This is a genomic window from Mariniphaga sediminis (genome assembly GCF_003573545.1).
GTDB lineage: Bacteria > Bacteroidota > Bacteroidia > Bacteroidales > Prolixibacteraceae > Mariniphaga > Mariniphaga sediminis.
The window spans coordinates 255496-272019 of sequence record NZ_QWET01000008.1; the positions used below are offsets into that span (position 1 = coordinate 255496).

9 protein-coding genes are annotated in these 16524 nt (G+C 40.4%); 1 reads left to right on the forward strand and 8 read right to left on the reverse strand.

Annotated features, from left to right (window positions below):
- Positions 1 to 11: 11 nt before the first annotated feature.
- The 7 genes from D1164_RS12925 to dnaK form a co-directional block, all read right to left on the reverse strand.
- The gene (locus D1164_RS12925) at positions 12 to 1190 is read right to left on the reverse strand and encodes an MFS transporter (protein WP_172594446.1); all 1179 of its coding nucleotides are present in this window, start codon (positions 1188 to 1190) and stop codon (positions 12 to 14) included.
- Entirely contained in the window at positions 1183 to 2190 is a 1008-nt protein-coding gene (locus D1164_RS12930; protein ID WP_119350402.1) for an ROK family protein, read from the reverse strand. The genes D1164_RS12925 and D1164_RS12930 overlap by 8 nt, the downstream gene beginning before the upstream one ends.
- Before the next feature lie 245 nt (positions 2191 to 2435).
- The gene (locus D1164_RS12935) at positions 2436 to 4259 is read right to left on the reverse strand and encodes a RagB/SusD family nutrient uptake outer membrane protein (protein WP_119350452.1); all 1824 of its coding nucleotides are present in this window, start codon (positions 4257 to 4259) and stop codon (positions 2436 to 2438) included.
- An 11-nt stretch (positions 4260 to 4270) separates the two neighbouring features.
- Positions 4271 to 7666 carry a SusC/RagA family TonB-linked outer membrane protein gene (locus D1164_RS12940; protein ID WP_119350451.1) on the reverse strand — a complete coding sequence of 1132 codons (3396 nt, stop codon included), beginning with the start codon at positions 7664 to 7666 and terminating at the stop codon, positions 4271 to 4273.
- 508 nt (positions 7667 to 8174) lie between these two features.
- On the reverse strand, positions 8175 to 9965 hold the full coding sequence (locus tag D1164_RS12945) for a glycoside hydrolase family 9 protein (protein WP_119350403.1): 1791 nt from the start codon (positions 9963 to 9965) through the stop codon (positions 8175 to 8177).
- A gap of 361 nt (positions 9966 to 10326) precedes the next feature.
- The gene (locus tag D1164_RS12950) at positions 10327 to 11058 is read right to left on the reverse strand and encodes a FadR/GntR family transcriptional regulator (RefSeq protein WP_119350404.1); all 732 of its coding nucleotides are present in this window, start codon (positions 11056 to 11058) and stop codon (positions 10327 to 10329) included.
- 394 nt (positions 11059 to 11452) lie between these two features.
- Complete coding sequence (dnaK, locus tag D1164_RS12955) at positions 11453 to 13396, reverse strand: molecular chaperone DnaK (RefSeq protein ID WP_119350405.1); 1944 nt, start codon at positions 13394 to 13396, stop codon at positions 11453 to 11455.
- 276 nt (positions 13397 to 13672) lie between these two features.
- On the opposite strand from dnaK, the gene D1164_RS12965 reads away from it, so the two are divergent.
- Positions 13673 to 14779 (forward strand): acyltransferase family protein, encoded by a 1107-nt coding sequence (locus D1164_RS12965; RefSeq protein WP_172594447.1) that lies wholly within the window; start codon positions 13673 to 13675, stop codon positions 14777 to 14779.
- Between the two features lie 412 nt (positions 14780 to 15191).
- On the opposite strand, the gene D1164_RS12970 is transcribed toward D1164_RS12965, so the two are convergent.
- Positions 15192 to 16487 (reverse strand): hypothetical protein, encoded by a 1296-nt coding sequence (locus D1164_RS12970; protein ID WP_119350408.1) that lies wholly within the window; start codon positions 16485 to 16487, stop codon positions 15192 to 15194.
- Positions 16488 to 16524 lie beyond the last annotated feature (37 nt).

Consider the following 16524-nt stretch of genomic DNA (forward strand, 5'->3'; position numbering starts at 1 on the left):
AATTGATTAATTTAAATTCTTACTTTTTTATGAAATTGTTTTATCTGAGTTATAGTAATAATAAGAAGTAGCATGGAGCAGATTAGCAGTATTATTGGGAAACGGTTTATTCCAATATGATGTGCAACTATTCCGGTAAGGTAATTTACGCCAATATTACCCAGTAGGCCAATCACTATGGCAATGCTAAATGCTGTACCGCGCTGGTTACTATAGAGATGACTTACATAAGCTAAAACAACAGGAAAACCGGCAGCCACTCCAAAGCCGATAAGTACCAATCCTGTCAGGTATACAGAAAAGGTTGATTGTATTGAGAAAACAAGAACTCCAGCTAAGAGCAGAATAATTGAAAAAAGAAGAACTTTATATGCTGAAATTCTTCGAAGTACCGCCGCCAAAAAAATCCGGGCTACTGTTAAACTGACCACAAAAACGCTTAAGGCTTTTAAGGTTAGTTCTGTGTCAATCTCACCCGATTTCAGCAAATAAGTGGTGGTCCAATTGTTTACAATTCCTTCAATGGCACTTTGAAAAAATAAGAATATTGCCAAAACCAACAACTTTTTATCGCGTAACATTTTCAGCGCCTGTTTTAACGAAACAGCCTGAGGTTCTTTTACTGAGGGATATTTTACAAGAATAAAATACACCAAAGGAAAAACCACAACAACTCCGGCAATTTTAATAATCTGCTCAAAGGAATAAGTAGAAGTGAGAACGGATAAAAGTATAGGTATACCTAATGCTCCAATACCAAAAAACACTCCCAGCAAACTTAGATTTGCACTGCTATTTTTACTGCTGGCATCACTAATGTCAGCCACCATTGCATTTGTTGCTCCATTTAAAGTTCCACCACCAAAACCAATCAGAAAAAACGAAACCTGCAGAATGAAGAGACTCTGAGCAAAAGCAATTCCTTCCATGCCAAGAATAAATACAATGGAACAGATAATAAGCAAATATTTGTAACTATATCTGTCTACAAAAGGTCCAAATACCAGCGACCCGAACAGTATTCCAGCAGGCAAAACCGATGCAAGTGTTCCTGCCTGCAAACTATCGAAGTGAAATTTTTGAATAATAGCAGGCATAAACGACCCTACACTTATTAATGCACAGCCAAAAAGTAACATTCCCAGGCAGGCCGCCGCAAACACTTTATTATAACTGTACCCTTTATCCATTATAATTCGGATTAAGAGATAAAAAACCAGCCCCAAACAATCCGGCATCGTGCCCAAATTCTGATGGAACAAACTCTACCTTCTTCATCCCAATAGGTTGTCCCCATTTTTTTGCCTCTGCATAAATTTGAGGAATTAACTGGGTAGCAGGACCAAAAACACCTCCGCCAAATATTATTTTTTCAGGATTAAACAAACTAACCAAATTAGCTGTCGCTTTTCCCCAATACCTAATAGCATCATTTATAACCTCTAAAGCAACTGGGTCATTCAATTCATAAGCATTAAAAAGATCTTTAGCCGATATTTTATCAACGGTTACAGTTTCTGCTCCTTTTAAAACAATGCCAGACTCCGATAATTTTTTCCTGGCCTGGAACGCTAATCCGGCTCCTGATGCATGTGCCTCAAAACACCCGTAAACGTTATATTCATCCAGATAAGGATCAGATAAAGCCATCCAACCAATAGCTCCTGCTATGCCGTTTGCGCCACGCAGAACTCTGCCATTGGCTATGATTCCAACACCTATGCCCGTTCCAACAGCCATAAAAATAGCATCTTTACATCCCTGAGCAGCCCCCTTCCAGGCTCCTCCTAAAATATAACAGGCCCGGTCACTTTCAATTCTTATTTTCATATCCTTGATTTCAGGCTGACGGGACAAGAAACTGGTTAGAGGATAACTCTTCCAACCAGGAATATTAGGCGCCCAAACATTTCCTGTCATTGAATCATAAATCCCGGGAACAGAAACACCTACATTCCTGATTTTTATTTTTTTCTTTTTTGCCCACTGACTAAAGTGGGTAATCATTTCTGCTATCAAGTCTGCAACCTGATCTCCGGAACAGGTTCCTAAATAGTTTTTTCTGACATTGCCTGCTATTATCCCATCAGCAGAAAATAGTGCACCTGAAACTTTTGTTCCTCCCAGGTCAATCCCCAGACCAACTTCTACCTGATTTGTATTGTTTTTCGTTTTTGAAATAAGCTTCATCGTAGTTTGATTGAATTACACGCTTAAAGTTAGCTAATTACAAAACTTTAATGTTTGACAAACTATAAAAATCATTCCTTTTGCCTTGTGATACCTCCCCGTCATTTTACCCTAAAAGCCATTTTATGAAATTGATAAAAATATTTTCGAAAAGATTATAAGGATGGCAAAAGACTTTTTGCCATCCTCTTTAATAACCTATGTGGAATTAGATCCTTGAAGCAAGGAAATTGCGTTAAACAGAACTACCATCCACTTGTTTGAGTAAGCGTATAGCCTTTATCTTTATACTCATTTATTTGCGTCTCTCCAACCGGAGCAAGGTATACTCTTTCAGTAAAATCATCGCGGTGCTGAATATTTTCCGGGATGTAATACCCAACCATTTCTGCATCGTTAGTCCCGTTATAAGTAACCTCTGTTCCGTCCTCCTTTTGAACCTTCAGCAGTCCAATTTTCTCTTCTACCAACCACAAAGGATACTCATTGGGGAAATTAACCCAAATACCCAACATAATATCCTGGTTCGTATGCCCATTCATGTACTCAATCTTCTTCCACCGTCTGATATCAAGAAGCCTGGTATGTTCAAAAATAAACTCCATACGTCGTTCTCTGCGAATTTCCCAAAGCAATGGAGAAACATCTGAATCGCGGTCCGGGTCATCAGGTAAATCCGACAACTGAAGGGGGGCTGTTTTTTTAATTCCCTTACTGATTGCTTCTTCATCTAAAGGCCTATTGCGTATGGCATTTATTGACTCGTCAATATCACTTTGTGTTACAGCTGCTCCACCCATTTCAGCCAATTCGGCTTTCGCTTCAATCCAATTTAAAACAACTTCAGCCAAACGAATTACAGGAGCATCGTTGGTATTTGTGCTTGAGCCATATTCAGGCGGATATGTTCCTCCATAGTAGGTTACACCAACCCTATCAATAAATTTACACGCATATAACATGGTAGCAGATTCCTTCATTGGTGCATTCCAAAAGGTAGCTTCAAACCGGGGGTCGCGTGTTGCAATAAGGTTTGTAATATCAAGCATGTCAGCATTAGGCTCAGAAGACAACTTATATGGCTTTCCATCTGCACAAATAAACGATTTAACTACGCTAAGGTTAGGAGCCGGAGTTTGCCCTTCCTGAAGATTTGAATACGAGGCAATGGCATGGGTAACATTTTGGGATGCATCGTACGAACGGTAAAAAATCACTTCCTGATTTCCCGCCAAATCCTGCGAACCAAATAAAGACCTGAAGTCAGAAGAAAAACTAAAATTGCCTGATGCCATAACCACATCGGCTGCTTCCACAGCAAGTTCCAGATATTTCTTAGCCTGGGTATCATTATTCAGATGGTATTTTTGCCAGGTTCCTTCAAATAACATAAATCTGGAAATAAAGCTGGCCGCAACGTATTTGTTTAAATACTGGTTTCCATCCCACTCTCTGATATTGCCAAGCACATATACAAAATCATCGTAAACAGCATCCATTACGGTTGTACGGTCTGTTCTGTCTTTATAAAGCTCATCCAGGTCGGTATCGGGAACAAGCTGTGCGTAGTATGGCACATCTCCAAATACACTTACCAGGCGACTGTATTCAAATCCTCTGAAGAACCTTGCAACTGCGCTCCAGTGCTTATAAGCCTCTTCTTCCAGCACATCGGTCTGCATTTCGTCAATCCTTTCAATAAAAAGGTTTGATTTACGCACCCATGCAAAATTCCAGGTAGGCCCGCCATAGTTGCTTAACCAGTAAAGACCTTCACGCGTATCTATCCTTGATGCAGGTGCTTGTGATTCAAAAATGAATTGCTTTCCGGTTGTTGTTAAATCATCAGAAAATATATATCCCCTCCGGGGGGCATATGCAGTACCATAACTGGTATTATACCCCGGAAAATAGTTCTCGTAAAAACCATTGGCAAACATGCGAACATTGTTTTCGCTGGTCCAATAATTCTGGTCGTTCATTACTGTTTTAGCAGGCCTGTCTAGATAATTTTCGCAAGCAGTAAAAGCAAACAATCCGATTAATAGTAACAATATATTCTTTTTCATCTGGCTTATTTTTAGAATTTTAACTGAATACCACAAGATGCTGATTTAAATGTAGGCACTCCGGCACCGGTACGGCCCAAGTTGTATGAGCCACTTGTGTTCCACATTGAATAACCCGATATTTCTTCCGGATCGATAGGCAGTGTTCCCAAATTGTCGAACGTAAAGAAATTTTCCAGGGAAACATATATCCGAGCACTTTTCATAAATACACGTTCGGAAATATTCAAAGGCAGTGTATACCCAACGGTTATGTTTTTGATTCTCAGGTATGACATATCCAAAAGGTAGCGCGATTGGGGATGCATATTTCCTCCGGTGCCTCCCCATAAGTTCCAGGGTCGCGGATAGAAAGCATCAGTCCGGTCTTCTTTCCAAAAGTTGCCTGCAAATTCCTGTGGCATGGCTCCATCAAAAGTATTAAAGCCAGGTATAGCCAGGAAAGAAGATCCCCAAATTTTGCGTTTGCCTACGCCTTGAAAAAATACCGAGGCATCAAAGCCCATATAATCGATGCCAAAACGCAAGCTATACTCATAACGGGGAGTACTATTCCCAATCTTTGTTAAATCACCATAATCTGGCTCACCCTCTGCATTTTCCAATAAACGGCTTCCCGGATCTATTACACCATCTCCATTTAAGTCAACAAATTTAACGTCACCAGGGCCAAACATAAACCCTCCACCTTGCAATTTGCCTTGAGTTGGAGCACTTGCATCAGCCAACTGATAAACGTCAAAACCATCAGTAGATGTCACTGTAATTAGTTCGCCACCTGAATCATATACAAAATCTTCCTTTTGGTAAAGCCGGTCAGTTTTATACCCCCATATTTCGCCATATTCTTTCCCAACATACCAATTATCAATACTTTGTGTACTACCATATTTGGTTATTTTTGTAACCGCGTCAGCGAAGGTTGCTATTACATAAATCCCCATTCCGTTTTCAAAACGGTGATTATAATCGGCTTGTATTTCAATACCATTCGTTCTCAACGAACCAAAATTACCCAAAGGAGCACTGGTTCCATAGGTTCCAGGGATACCTTCCTGAGGTACCAGCATATTTTCTGTATCGCGCCTATACCAATCGAAGATTATTCCAAAGGAATTATCGAACATTCGCAAATCAAACCCTATATCCAAAGTTGTTACATCCTGCCAGGTAATGGCGTCTGAGACAGCCGGGGGAGTTGAAAACTGATACAACTTTGATCCACCAACTATCCAATCATTTGTGCCACCTTGCATGGTGGGAATATAAAGAGAAGATGCGACTGTCTGATCTCCAATGGTTCCCCAGGAACCGCGAACTTTAAACATATCCACAAAATGACTTGACCAATTCATGAAAGACTCATTTGAAAGCCTCCATCCCAAAGAAAAAGATGGGAACCAGCGCCATTGAAGTTCTGTTGGAAATTTAGATGATCCATCATACCTTAAATTTCCCTCAACCAGGTATTTTTCTTTGTAGTTATAATTAACACGTCCATAAAAACCAAGTTGCGACTCCCAACTTTCAAAACCTCCTGAAGTTTGTGTTCCGGTAGCCAAATTAAACTGAGGATTAGAAATATCTATCAGTTGGGCTTTTTGGCCCCATACGCCGCCACTTTCAATACCAACCTGATTCATTCCAAGCAGTATTCTGGCGTCGTGATCTGCATTCAAATCAAAATCATACGAGGTGCTAACATTTAGAGTATTCCATTTTACATTATTTCCCTCTCTGTATATCCTGTCAGGATTTGCCCCAGGTGAAGTATAATAATAAGGTACACTCAGTCTTCTGGCAGGAATAGCTCCCGGTGAAGATTCAGACACTTCCTCTCCTGCATCATTCACAAAAATTTGATTTCCATTCTCATCCAAGAGCGAAAGGGTACCATCCCACCACGAACCACGTGAGAAAAACCTTGTTCCGGGGCGGTTGTGAATATATTCCTGATTTGCATGGGTAAAATCCAGCTTTATTTCCCAATCCTCAACCGGATTATAGATAAATCCACCATTTAAACTTGCATAGTTGTTCTGCATTGTTGCGGTGTTGGCCTGTTTCATTTCGGTAACAGTGTTACGCAGGTCATCACCACCTTCTGTTGTTAACGGGAAATTTGGTGCCCAGCGATAGAGATACAACCATGGATCAACAACGGTTGAAGCTGTTGTAAATGCATACCTCTTTGTACGCGCAGAATACAAAGCACCCGCAAAAACCTTTATTTTATCTGAAATTTGGGTTTCAAGTCGTAAGGATGCATTATAACGTTTAAAATCATCATGTTTTGCAGGCTCGTTTATTCCTTCCTGATTTATAGCTCCCAGGCTCATAAAGTAATTTGTATTTCCGTTACGACCGTTCACCGAAAGACTATGTGTTTGAGTTGGAGCCCACTCTTTAATCATATAATCATAAGGGTCGTACATCCTTAATCCAATTTTATGACCATTGGCATCAACATACCAATCTCTTCCATACAGCATTGGATCTTCAGGTTTAACCACCCCGGCCCAATTTTGTTGCCATTGTTTTGCTTTTTCAAAACCTTCATGGGTTGTTCTCCAAAACGAACCGGTAAAAGTTAATCCCACCCTGTCTGCAGCTGCCAGAGAATATTCCAATGCATCAATTTCGCCCATTTCCATTTTCTTTGAAATATTGGAAAAAGCAATGTTTCCTGAATAAGACACATATACTCCTTCTACATTTGCTCCTTTTTTAGAAGTAAGCAGAACAACCCCAAAAGCAGCTTTAGCACCATATATAGAAGCAGATGCCGCATCTTTTAAAACGGTTACTGATTCAATATCGTCGGGATTAACCATTAGGAGGGATGGAATCTCTATATTATCCAATAAAATCAGTGGAGCACTCCCCCCCTGCATCGAAGCAAATTGCCCCCTGATATTAATAATCGGGTCAGAACCTATTTCTCCTCCAGGAATCCGAATACTCAACCCGGGAGTTGTTCCCTGTAACCCGCGCCCAACATCAGCTACAGGTCTTGATTCAAGCGATTTCATATCTACAGAAGAAACGGCACCGGTAAGGTTTGCTTTTTTTTGCGTACCGTAACCCACCGCCACAATCTCCTCCAAACTCATAAAATCCTCTTCCATCGTTACATTCAGTTCAGTTTGCTGGCCAACCAGAACTTCCTGCGATTTCATTCCGATAAATTGAAATTTCAAAATAACATCGGCTTGAGCCTCGATTTCAAATTTTCCATCGGCATCTGAAACTGTACCTTTAGAAGAATCTGACTTCCAAAATATACTAACACCCGGAACAGATGCACCATTTGGATCTGTCACCCGACCTTTAACAGTCATGGTTTGGCCAAAACAAACCTGTATGACAAGGAAAAGAAGACCAATAAACATTAAAGACTTTTTCATAGGATTCATTTAAATAGTTATATTAATGATTAGATCTAGACTACAATCCCCCTAATACACATAAGAGAACTGTTCTTTTAATAGCACTATGCGTAATGAAATATTAACCACTTCGTTTCGAAAATCTAAAAAAACACCAGCTTTCATATAGTTTTAGTAACTTAATGTGAATAAAAGATGTAATTTTGTAATACATGTTTTTTGTATGTTGTAATACAAGTCAAATATAAAACTTTTCCTATTTGAAGTCAAGTATTTTTCAAAAAAAATACAATAAACTGATAATCAATAATATAAATTAAATCGGGCTAAGCCATTTAAAAATTTAACTGGAAATACCAGCGTAAAGGCACTTAAAAACGACAGGACATATGTCATACATGTAAATAAAAATACGAGGAGAAACTAAATGTAAGAATCAAGGAGAAAAAGGGGAAAAACATATCAGATGGCCCACAACCCGGCGCCAAACCAACATTTCTAACAGTCTAATTTTTTAAGAAAAAAATCACCTCTTTTTTTGATTTGTCTGCTCGATTCCTTCGGCCTCCAGGGCACTCAAATAGAAACTCAAACTCGCCGTTCCATCCATTGTAGGCTCATTACTACTATAATCTGACATATCATCATGATATACAGCTTTTCCATGATTAAACGCTTCGTACTCATCCGCTTTTGACAGGTGTACTCCACGTAACCCTTCAAAAATATATCTATACACCGGCCCATCAACCAGTCCTCCAAACGTAGTTTCTTTCAATAAATACGGAATGGCAGAATGAGGCCATTCTGGATTATCGCCATCTTCAGGTAAACCACAAATCATGCTAGTTCCCCAGGGATTACAACCAAACAACCAATCGCGTAACGCACTTTCCATTTCCAGAAATGTTTCATCGCCAGTATTTTCCCGATAAAGTTTGGCATGTGTAATTGCAGCTACAACTAAATTGTTTGAGCACCATATAAACGGAATCCCATTCAAAAAAGGATCTTTTACTGCTCGTTCAGAAATAACCCGAAGTCCATTTTTTGTATTTTCCATAAAAAGCAGGTTCTTTCCATGCTCCTGCTTACCCAGGTATGCATGTCCAAGGTTTACAAATGGATAATACTGATAATGCCGTGCCGTCCCCCTTTCCATCCAGGGGGTTATTGGCTCAATCTCACCCCAATATACAGCTTCCTGCATATATTTTTCCTCCCCTGTAACCTGAAACATCTCCCATGCAGCAAGCTCAAGATCGTCCACATAATTACTCTCTTCATAAAAATAGGGAGAAACGTTACAGGCAGTTTGGGTAACACCAATATCGCTTAGTGCATATTCGTATGCATCAACCGACTTCTTCCTTAACAACAGTGCAAATCCGGAATCAAAACTCGCAAAAATCCGACTTCCCAATCCAAACGAAGAAGCATACTTCCCTGCCGACGAAGACACACCTGTAGTACGATTCTTATAATTTGCCAATCCCTGTTTTTTACCTGTAATAAAATAAACCGGGCGATATTTCCCATTGCCATACTCCTGCTTATCATTGTTTGGCAGACGATACCCCCCTTTATGATCCCTATCATCAGCTATTTGATTAAACATAAAACCACTGTCCGGATTCATTTTCAACATCCACTCCAGCCCCCAACGAGCTTCATCCAGAATATCTGGTATTCCGTTGGTTCCCTTATCACCATTTGCAAGATGTTCATCCGCAAACACTTGAGGATTCTGCTGATACGCGAATAACATTTGATAAACCGCATTAGCTGAAGTAGCTAAGTACTGCAGATAATCAGAAGCATCGTGCCATCCTCCAGTCACATTTATCAACTCACCGCTGCGTGTTGGATGATCAACAATAAATCCATCGTGCAAATGACATGAATCGTTTAAATAAGGATTGTAGCCACAACGCTGCTGACGCATGTATTTCAGAATATAATCGGCAGTTCCTTTGTAAACATCAGACGCAATTCTAAAAACCGGAGATTTCACATCTCCAATCTCCACATAGTACATACCCTCTTCTTCAACAGTCGAAAAATCAAGCCGGCCTGAGGACTTCATTCCCCATTCCGAACCATCATATAATTTTACCTCCCCTGCAAACACCTCAACTCCGGTAACAGCGTCAACCAGCGTAAATCTCTGAACAACACTACTATCTTTAGAGAGATACACTGCAACTTTAACAGACCTGGGCAAATACCCCAACTGATTAATACGTACCCATCCGCTTGCATTTCCCAACAACGCAAACAAAGACAAAACCAAAACAATGCATATTCTTCTTTTCATATTAAGTATAGTATTGATTAATTATTCGTAAGTTTTATACCCCAAAAATAAAAATCAATTTTAAATCTGCAATACATGTATGACATCTTTTATAAAACAGAACAAGCAATAATATCGATATTATTAATCTTTATATCAATACATTTAGCACAAATTATACTTAATTAATTTCATCAATTCAAGAAATACATCATCATGTAATACATATTGTGTAATACTTTAAACTCTATACTTTACAAACAAATACTAATACATAAGAGAGAGAGAGAGAGAGAAAAAAAAAAAAAAAAAAAAAAAAAAACTGGTTTGTCTTTATTTCAACACAAACCAGCCTTTAGTACCCAACTAACCAACAAAAAACCTAACTAACAAGCCTTCCTTTCAGATATTTGTCATAAATTTCAATATTTCTGGAGAGTAGCTCCACCGCATACCTGTGGGCCTCTTCAGAATTTTTGTCCTTTATAGCATTAAAAATTTTATTTTGTAACCCCATTGTAAACTTCTTCTCTCCATCAACATTGGCAAAAATTAAATTTCTGAGGCGAGGCACCAGAGAATAAACGGGCTCCATACTAATTATCACGATTGGATTGTTGGTGGCTTTTGCAACATTCAGGTGAAAACGATTAATTAAATCCACTTCACGCTGTGTATTATCAGTATCGCAGGCACTTAAATCATTCAGATTCCCTTTAAGAATCTTGAGGTCCTTATCGGTCCTGTTGATTGCTGCCAGTTTTACAACTTCTGGCTCAAAAATCCTACGTACTTCGATTATTTGCTGAACAAGGTTAGAATCAAACTTTAAATCATAAAACAGGCTTAACGATTTTATGGCGTTCTCAATTTTCATTTCAGAAACAAATATCCCACTCCCTTTCTTAACTTCTATCAGCCCCCTTGCACTCAGCCTTCTAAGTGCCTCCCGGAGTGCTGTCCGACTAACCGCAAAACTTTGACAAAGCTCCAATTCTGAAGGTAGTCTTTCGCCAGGCAAAATCTTTTTTTGTCTTATTACTTCTTCTATCCGTCTTTCTATTTTTTGGCTTAAAGTTTGGTTTGTACCAATTTTGCCAAACAAATCTTCCATATTTTCTAACTGTTAAGATGTCATACAAAAATATGTTTTTATTATTGGAATAAAAACTTGATGGGCTTAAATTTATGTTTTTACGTTCTTAATTATCCTACAACTAACATAAAATGAAATGAACCAGTGTATATTAGAAGAGGCCAATTTAAAAGAAATAAAATCAGAATATGCATTAAAATTGGATACAAAAAAGTTACCAGACCGGATTGGGAGCACACTCTCATAAAATATGTAACATAAAAATGAGGTTATCAAAAAAGGGAACAACCCCCTGGATCTTAACATACATACCTTGTAAAAAAGTATATACTTATTCTTTTAAAACAAAAATCGCGGTAAAACAATGTTCTACCGCGATTTTGCATTTATTGTTGTCGCTGTTAACAGCTATTTATTTCACTTCCTCAAAATCAACATCGGTTACTTCACCGTCATCTTTTGAGTTACTTCCACCGGAAGTGTTTCCTCCTCCTTGTTGTCCCGCCTGCTGCTGACCAGCTTGCGGCCCTCCTGCTTCTCCTCCTCCTTGAGCCTGTGCTGCATTGTACATTTCCTGCGATGCAGCTGAGAATACAGTATTTAACTCATTCATCGCTGTATCGATGGCAGCCAAATCCTGGCTTTTATGCGCTTCTTTCAACTTGGCCAGGGCATCTTCAATTGGCTTTTTCTTGTCTGCAGGAATTTTATCGCCGTACTCTTTCAGTTGCTTTTCAGTCTGGAAAATCAAACTATCCGCCTGATTGAGTTTATCTACCTTTTCTTTAGCCTCCTTATCGGCTTCAGCATTAGCCTCGGCTTCCTGCTTCATTTTTTTGATTTCATCATCTGACAAACCGGAAGACGCTTCAATACGGATAGACTGTGATTTTCCGGTGGCCTTGTCTTTGGCATTTACATGCAAAATACCATTGGCATCAATGTCAAAAGTCACTTCGATTTGAGGCACGCCACGCGGGGCTGGCGGAATTCCGTCAAGATGGAAACGCCCGATGGTTTTGTTGCCCGACGCCATTGGCCTTTCTCCCTGTAGTACGTGAATTTCAACCGAAGGCTGATTATCAGCAGCCGTTGTAAAAGTTTCCGATTTTTTTGTTGGAATGGTCGTATTGGATTCAATCAACTTAGTCATTACTCCGCCCATAGTTTCAATCCCCAAAGACAGTGGAGTAACATCTAGCAGCAACACATCCTTTACTTCACCCGTGAGCACTCCCCCCTGAATAGCTGCACCAACTGCCACTACTTCGTCCGGGTTTACCCCTTTCGACGGGTTCTTTCCAAAGAACTCTTTCACTTTTTCCTGAATCGCCGGGATTCGGGTAGAACCACCTACCAATATCACCTCGTCGATATCGCTGGCAGTTAATCCTGCATTCTTCAATGCTTTCCGGCACGGTTCGATGGTCGCGTTAATCAGTGAATCAGCCAGTTGTTCGAATTTCGAACGGGTCAGCGTTTTCACCAGGTGTTTTGGAATTCCGTCAACCGGCATAATATACGGCAGGTTGATTTCGGTTTGAGTAGAACTTGACAGCTCGATCTTTGCTTTTTCAGCTGCTTCTTTCAACCGTTGCAAAGCCATCGGGTCGCGCTTCAGGTCAACCCCTTCGTCCTTTTTAAATTCATCGGCCAACCAATCAATAATCACATGGTCAAAGTCGTCGCCACCAAGATGTGTATCACCGTCTGTTGATTTTACTTCAAAAACACCATCCCCCAATTCCAGGATGGAAATATCAAATGTACCGCCTCCAAGGTCGAACACGGCAATTTTCATATCCTGGTTTTGTTTATCCAAACCGTAAGCCAGGGATGCGGCGGTAGGTTCGTTAATGATACGACGCACTTTCAGGCCGGCAATTTCACCGGCTTCTTTGGTTGCCTGACGTTGAGAGTCACTAAAATAAGCGGGTACGGTAATCACGGCCTCGCTTACTTCCTGTCCCAGATAATCTTCGGCGGTTTTTTTCATTTTCTGAAGAACCATCGCCGAAATCTCCTGAGGTGAGTATTTGCGATCGTCGATCTGTACCCGTGGCGTATTATTATCTCCCTTTATTACTTTATATGGTACACGTCCAACTTCTTTTGATAACCTGTCAAATGTTTCTCCCATGAAACGTTTGATAGAGAATACCGTTTTAGTGGGGTTGGTAATCGCCTGACGTTTTGCCGGATCGCCGATTTTGCGCTCTCCGTTTTCCACAAAAGCTACAATCGAAGGGGTGGTGCGTTTCCCCTCGCTGTTGGGTATTACAACAGGTTCATTACCTTCCATTACTGACACACATGAGTTGGTAGTCCCTAAGTCGATTCCAATTATTTTTCCCATTTTTAAATGTATTTCGTTATTGTCTATATATTTTCACACTTTCATTAAAAACCGAACCGTAATTATCAATGACTATGCCACCCTGCGAATCAGGTTTCAATCCGAAAATATGACACAGGAAAAAGAGGTTCAGAAATAATAAACTGTCATTTCCGGTGACAAAAAGGCAGAAAAAAGTTTTCAGGACTGAAAATGACAAAACAAAACTGCCGGTTAAAATTTTAAAATGGAACAAAAAAGTTTATTATTTTCGTCGGCATTTAAATAATGACTACAATGACAAAACCACTAAGAACCGAACCCCAAAAACGCTTGCATTCGTTAGACGCCCTTCGCGGATTTGATATGTTTTGGATTACAGGTGGCGGGGCCCTCGCTGTTGCTATTTCGCAACTTACAGGTATAGAATGGCTCGAAACACAAATGCAACATGTAAAATGGGAAGGATTCCATTTCGAAGATTTAATCTTCCCGCTTTTTATGTTTATTTCCGGCGTGGCCATTCCATTTTCTGTTCAAACGAAACTGGAAAAGAATGTCCCCAGCAGAAAGCTTCTGGCAAAAACATTTAAACGCCTTATTGTTCTTATTACCCTTGGTATTTTATATAACGGCACCTTCAGGAATGGGTTCAATGATGGTCGGATTGCCAGTGTTTTGGGACAAATAGGTACGGCTTACTTTTTTGCGGCAGTGATTGTCATTTATTTCCGTTCTTTTCGGAGCAGGTTGATTTGGCTTGGTGGGATTTTAACAGGTATCGGCATCATTCAGTTACTGATACCGGTTCCCGGAGTTGGCGCCGGAGTGCTTACCCCGGAAGGATGTATTAATGGTTATATCGACAGGCTGTTTTTACCCGGAAGATTGCACGGCGGGGTATTTGACCCGGAAGGTATTCTTTGCAGCTTGTCCGCAGCAGGTATAACCCTGATGGGGGCCGTTGCAGGAAATATACTTCGCCACGGGAAATCCAGTAACTGGCAGAAACTGGGGTATCTTTCGGCAGCAGGTGTTTCAGGGATCATCCTCGCCCTTGTTTTATCCCCATTTTACCCCATTATAAAAAGCTGCTGGACTTCCACGTTCAACCTGCTGACAGGTGGAATCAGTTTTCTGCTGCTGGCATTGTTTTACCTGATAATCGATCATTGGGGGTACCACCGTTGGGCATTTTACTTCCGTGTAATCGGAATGAATTCCATTTTTGTTTACCTCTTTGTGCGGATTGTTGATGTGACCCGGATTTCGGAGTTTTTCCTGGGATGGCTGGCAAAACCAATGGGCGATAACGGAGCCCTGCTCCTGCTGGTTGGGAAACTGCTCATCATCTGGCTTCTTCTTTATTACATGTTCAAAAAGAAAATCTTCCTGCGCGTGTAAGTCAGTAACGTATAACTTCACTGTAAGAAAAAAAAAAAAAAAAAATAAGAGTTCCGGATTTTCTCCGGGAAAATATCACTTTTGTGAAACGATGGAAAATACAGGGACCCCCGGCTTTCCTGTTAGATTCCGATATTGCCCTTAATGAATAAAAGGCAGTATCCGGTATATTTCATGCTGAAAGGGACGGAACGGAAAACGAATTTACGCCGGAAATGCCAATGAATAAGATACATTTGGAATGCTGTCCTATTCGATGAATGTCAATCTGAATAAATCAAAATTTCATATTCTGAAAAATATCAAAGAAAAACCAGGAGGTGTTAAAAAAATCGCGAAAATTACCCGGGTAATTTAAAATACATTATACCGAATAGAATTACAAAAAGCTTGTCATAAAGAAAAGCTGAATTTAATACCGGCTCCTGTAAACAGAAAGAGACACCTCCGGTCCCGGCAACATAAACTGATCGTTGGGAGCAATGCGCCAGGCAAGCGCGGTTTCTATCCGGCATTTAGAATTTACCTGCTTAAAATATTCCAGGTAAGGAACAATATTATGCCGCACTTTCCCTAAATCGTCGAGCCCGTCCACTTCCATTCCCGGAATATATTTCACCCCGAAACCGTATTCTGTTTTCAGGTTGGGAAACCAGTTCCAGCCCAGCATAGTTTCAAGTAATATCCAGTCTTGCTTTTTATAGCCGTTATAACTTATTCCGGCACTTAAGTTCCGGTTCCATTTCGAACTGCAATATTTTTGATTCTCAAACTTTGCATACCCCCCGTAAACAAAATCGGGCTCTATATTTAAGTAGTTAAAAAACGGGCCGAACTCGAACCGCGTGCCATGAAAACGGGGACGAAATTCTGTCAGTTCCCAGTCATGTAAAGCGCTGGCGGGAGGTTCCAGCAAAAATCTCTTCCGAAGGAATTCTCCCAACGCTTCCAGCTCCTTCTCGGCAGAATGGCCTGACCTGGCATCACGCAAGTGTTTGATTCGGCCGATTTCCCGTGCCACTTCCACTACCTCCACTTCTGAAAATAGCCGTCCGGGATAATATTTTTCCAGCAATAAGGATGCTGTAGCAAAATGGTTAACAGGACTTAGCCGCCCTATTCCCCAACCTGCTCTTGCCTGAATACCAACCCGGAAATCCGAATGTTCGGAACGTACATCGTAAGGTGTGGTTACCCGGTTTGAATCCATCAAAGTTCCTTCAGCATTTTGCCGGAACAAATCATATTGAGCCCACACATTTGTATGCACGATGGTATAGTTTTTATCATCAAAATAAAACCGGCTTGAATAAGCTGCGCGGGCCAGTCCTCTTAATCCGGCCAGTTTGGTTTCTGCATCAATCACTTTGGAAGAAAAGCTGTCAATTAATTCCCCTTTCCCGAAAAAAGGCCCTGCCTCAAAAAGATAATTCCACTCTTCATGACGGAAAGGCAAGTAAATCTGACTCCGGTTTTCCCACCGGTAACCTGCTGCCCCGGTCAGCCACTCTTCATAATTGAAAGATTTGTTTGTCCGAAGTTCTTCCCTATCCGATGTAACAGAAAATACCAACCCGGAATTCAACTCCTTTCTAACAAAGGAAAACGATTTCGCGCTGTTGTTTTTTAATTGTGCTGTCACCGGAATACCGGCAAATAACCATATACCAGCCAGCAGAAAAAAACGGATTATTCTTAAACTCTTCATCTTCTAACCATTTAATAAGCCACCAAAGTAAGAAACA

What these genes read in the sequence shown, in the direction of transcription:
- D1164_RS12970 (WP_119350408.1), bottom strand. Translation starts at nt 16,487, where the DNA reads ATGAAGAGTTTAAGAATAATCCGTTTTTTTCTGCTGGCTGGTATATGG.
- D1164_RS12945 (WP_119350403.1), bottom strand. Translation starts at nt 9,965, where the DNA reads ATGAAAAGAAGAATATGCATTGTTTTGGTTTTGTCTTTGTTTGCGTTG.
- dnaK (WP_119350405.1), bottom strand. Translation starts at nt 13,396, where the DNA reads ATGGGAAAAATAATTGGAATCGACTTAGGGACTACCAACTCATGTGTG.
- D1164_RS12950 (WP_119350404.1), bottom strand. Translation starts at nt 11,058, where the DNA reads ATGGAAGATTTGTTTGGCAAAATTGGTACAAACCAAACTTTAAGCCAA.
- D1164_RS12965 (WP_172594447.1), top strand. Translation starts at nt 13,673, where the DNA reads ATGACAAAACCACTAAGAACCGAACCCCAAAAACGCTTGCATTCGTTA.
- D1164_RS12940 (WP_119350451.1), bottom strand. Translation starts at nt 7,666, where the DNA reads ATGAAAAAGTCTTTAATGTTTATTGGTCTTCTTTTCCTTGTCATACAG.
- D1164_RS12925 (WP_172594446.1), bottom strand. Translation starts at nt 1,190, where the DNA reads ATGGATAAAGGGTACAGTTATAATAAAGTGTTTGCGGCGGCCTGCCTG.
- D1164_RS12935 (WP_119350452.1), bottom strand. Translation starts at nt 4,259, where the DNA reads ATGAAAAAGAATATATTGTTACTATTAATCGGATTGTTTGCTTTTACT.
- D1164_RS12930 (WP_119350402.1), bottom strand. Translation starts at nt 2,190, where the DNA reads ATGAAGCTTATTTCAAAAACGAAAAACAATACAAATCAGGTAGAAGTT.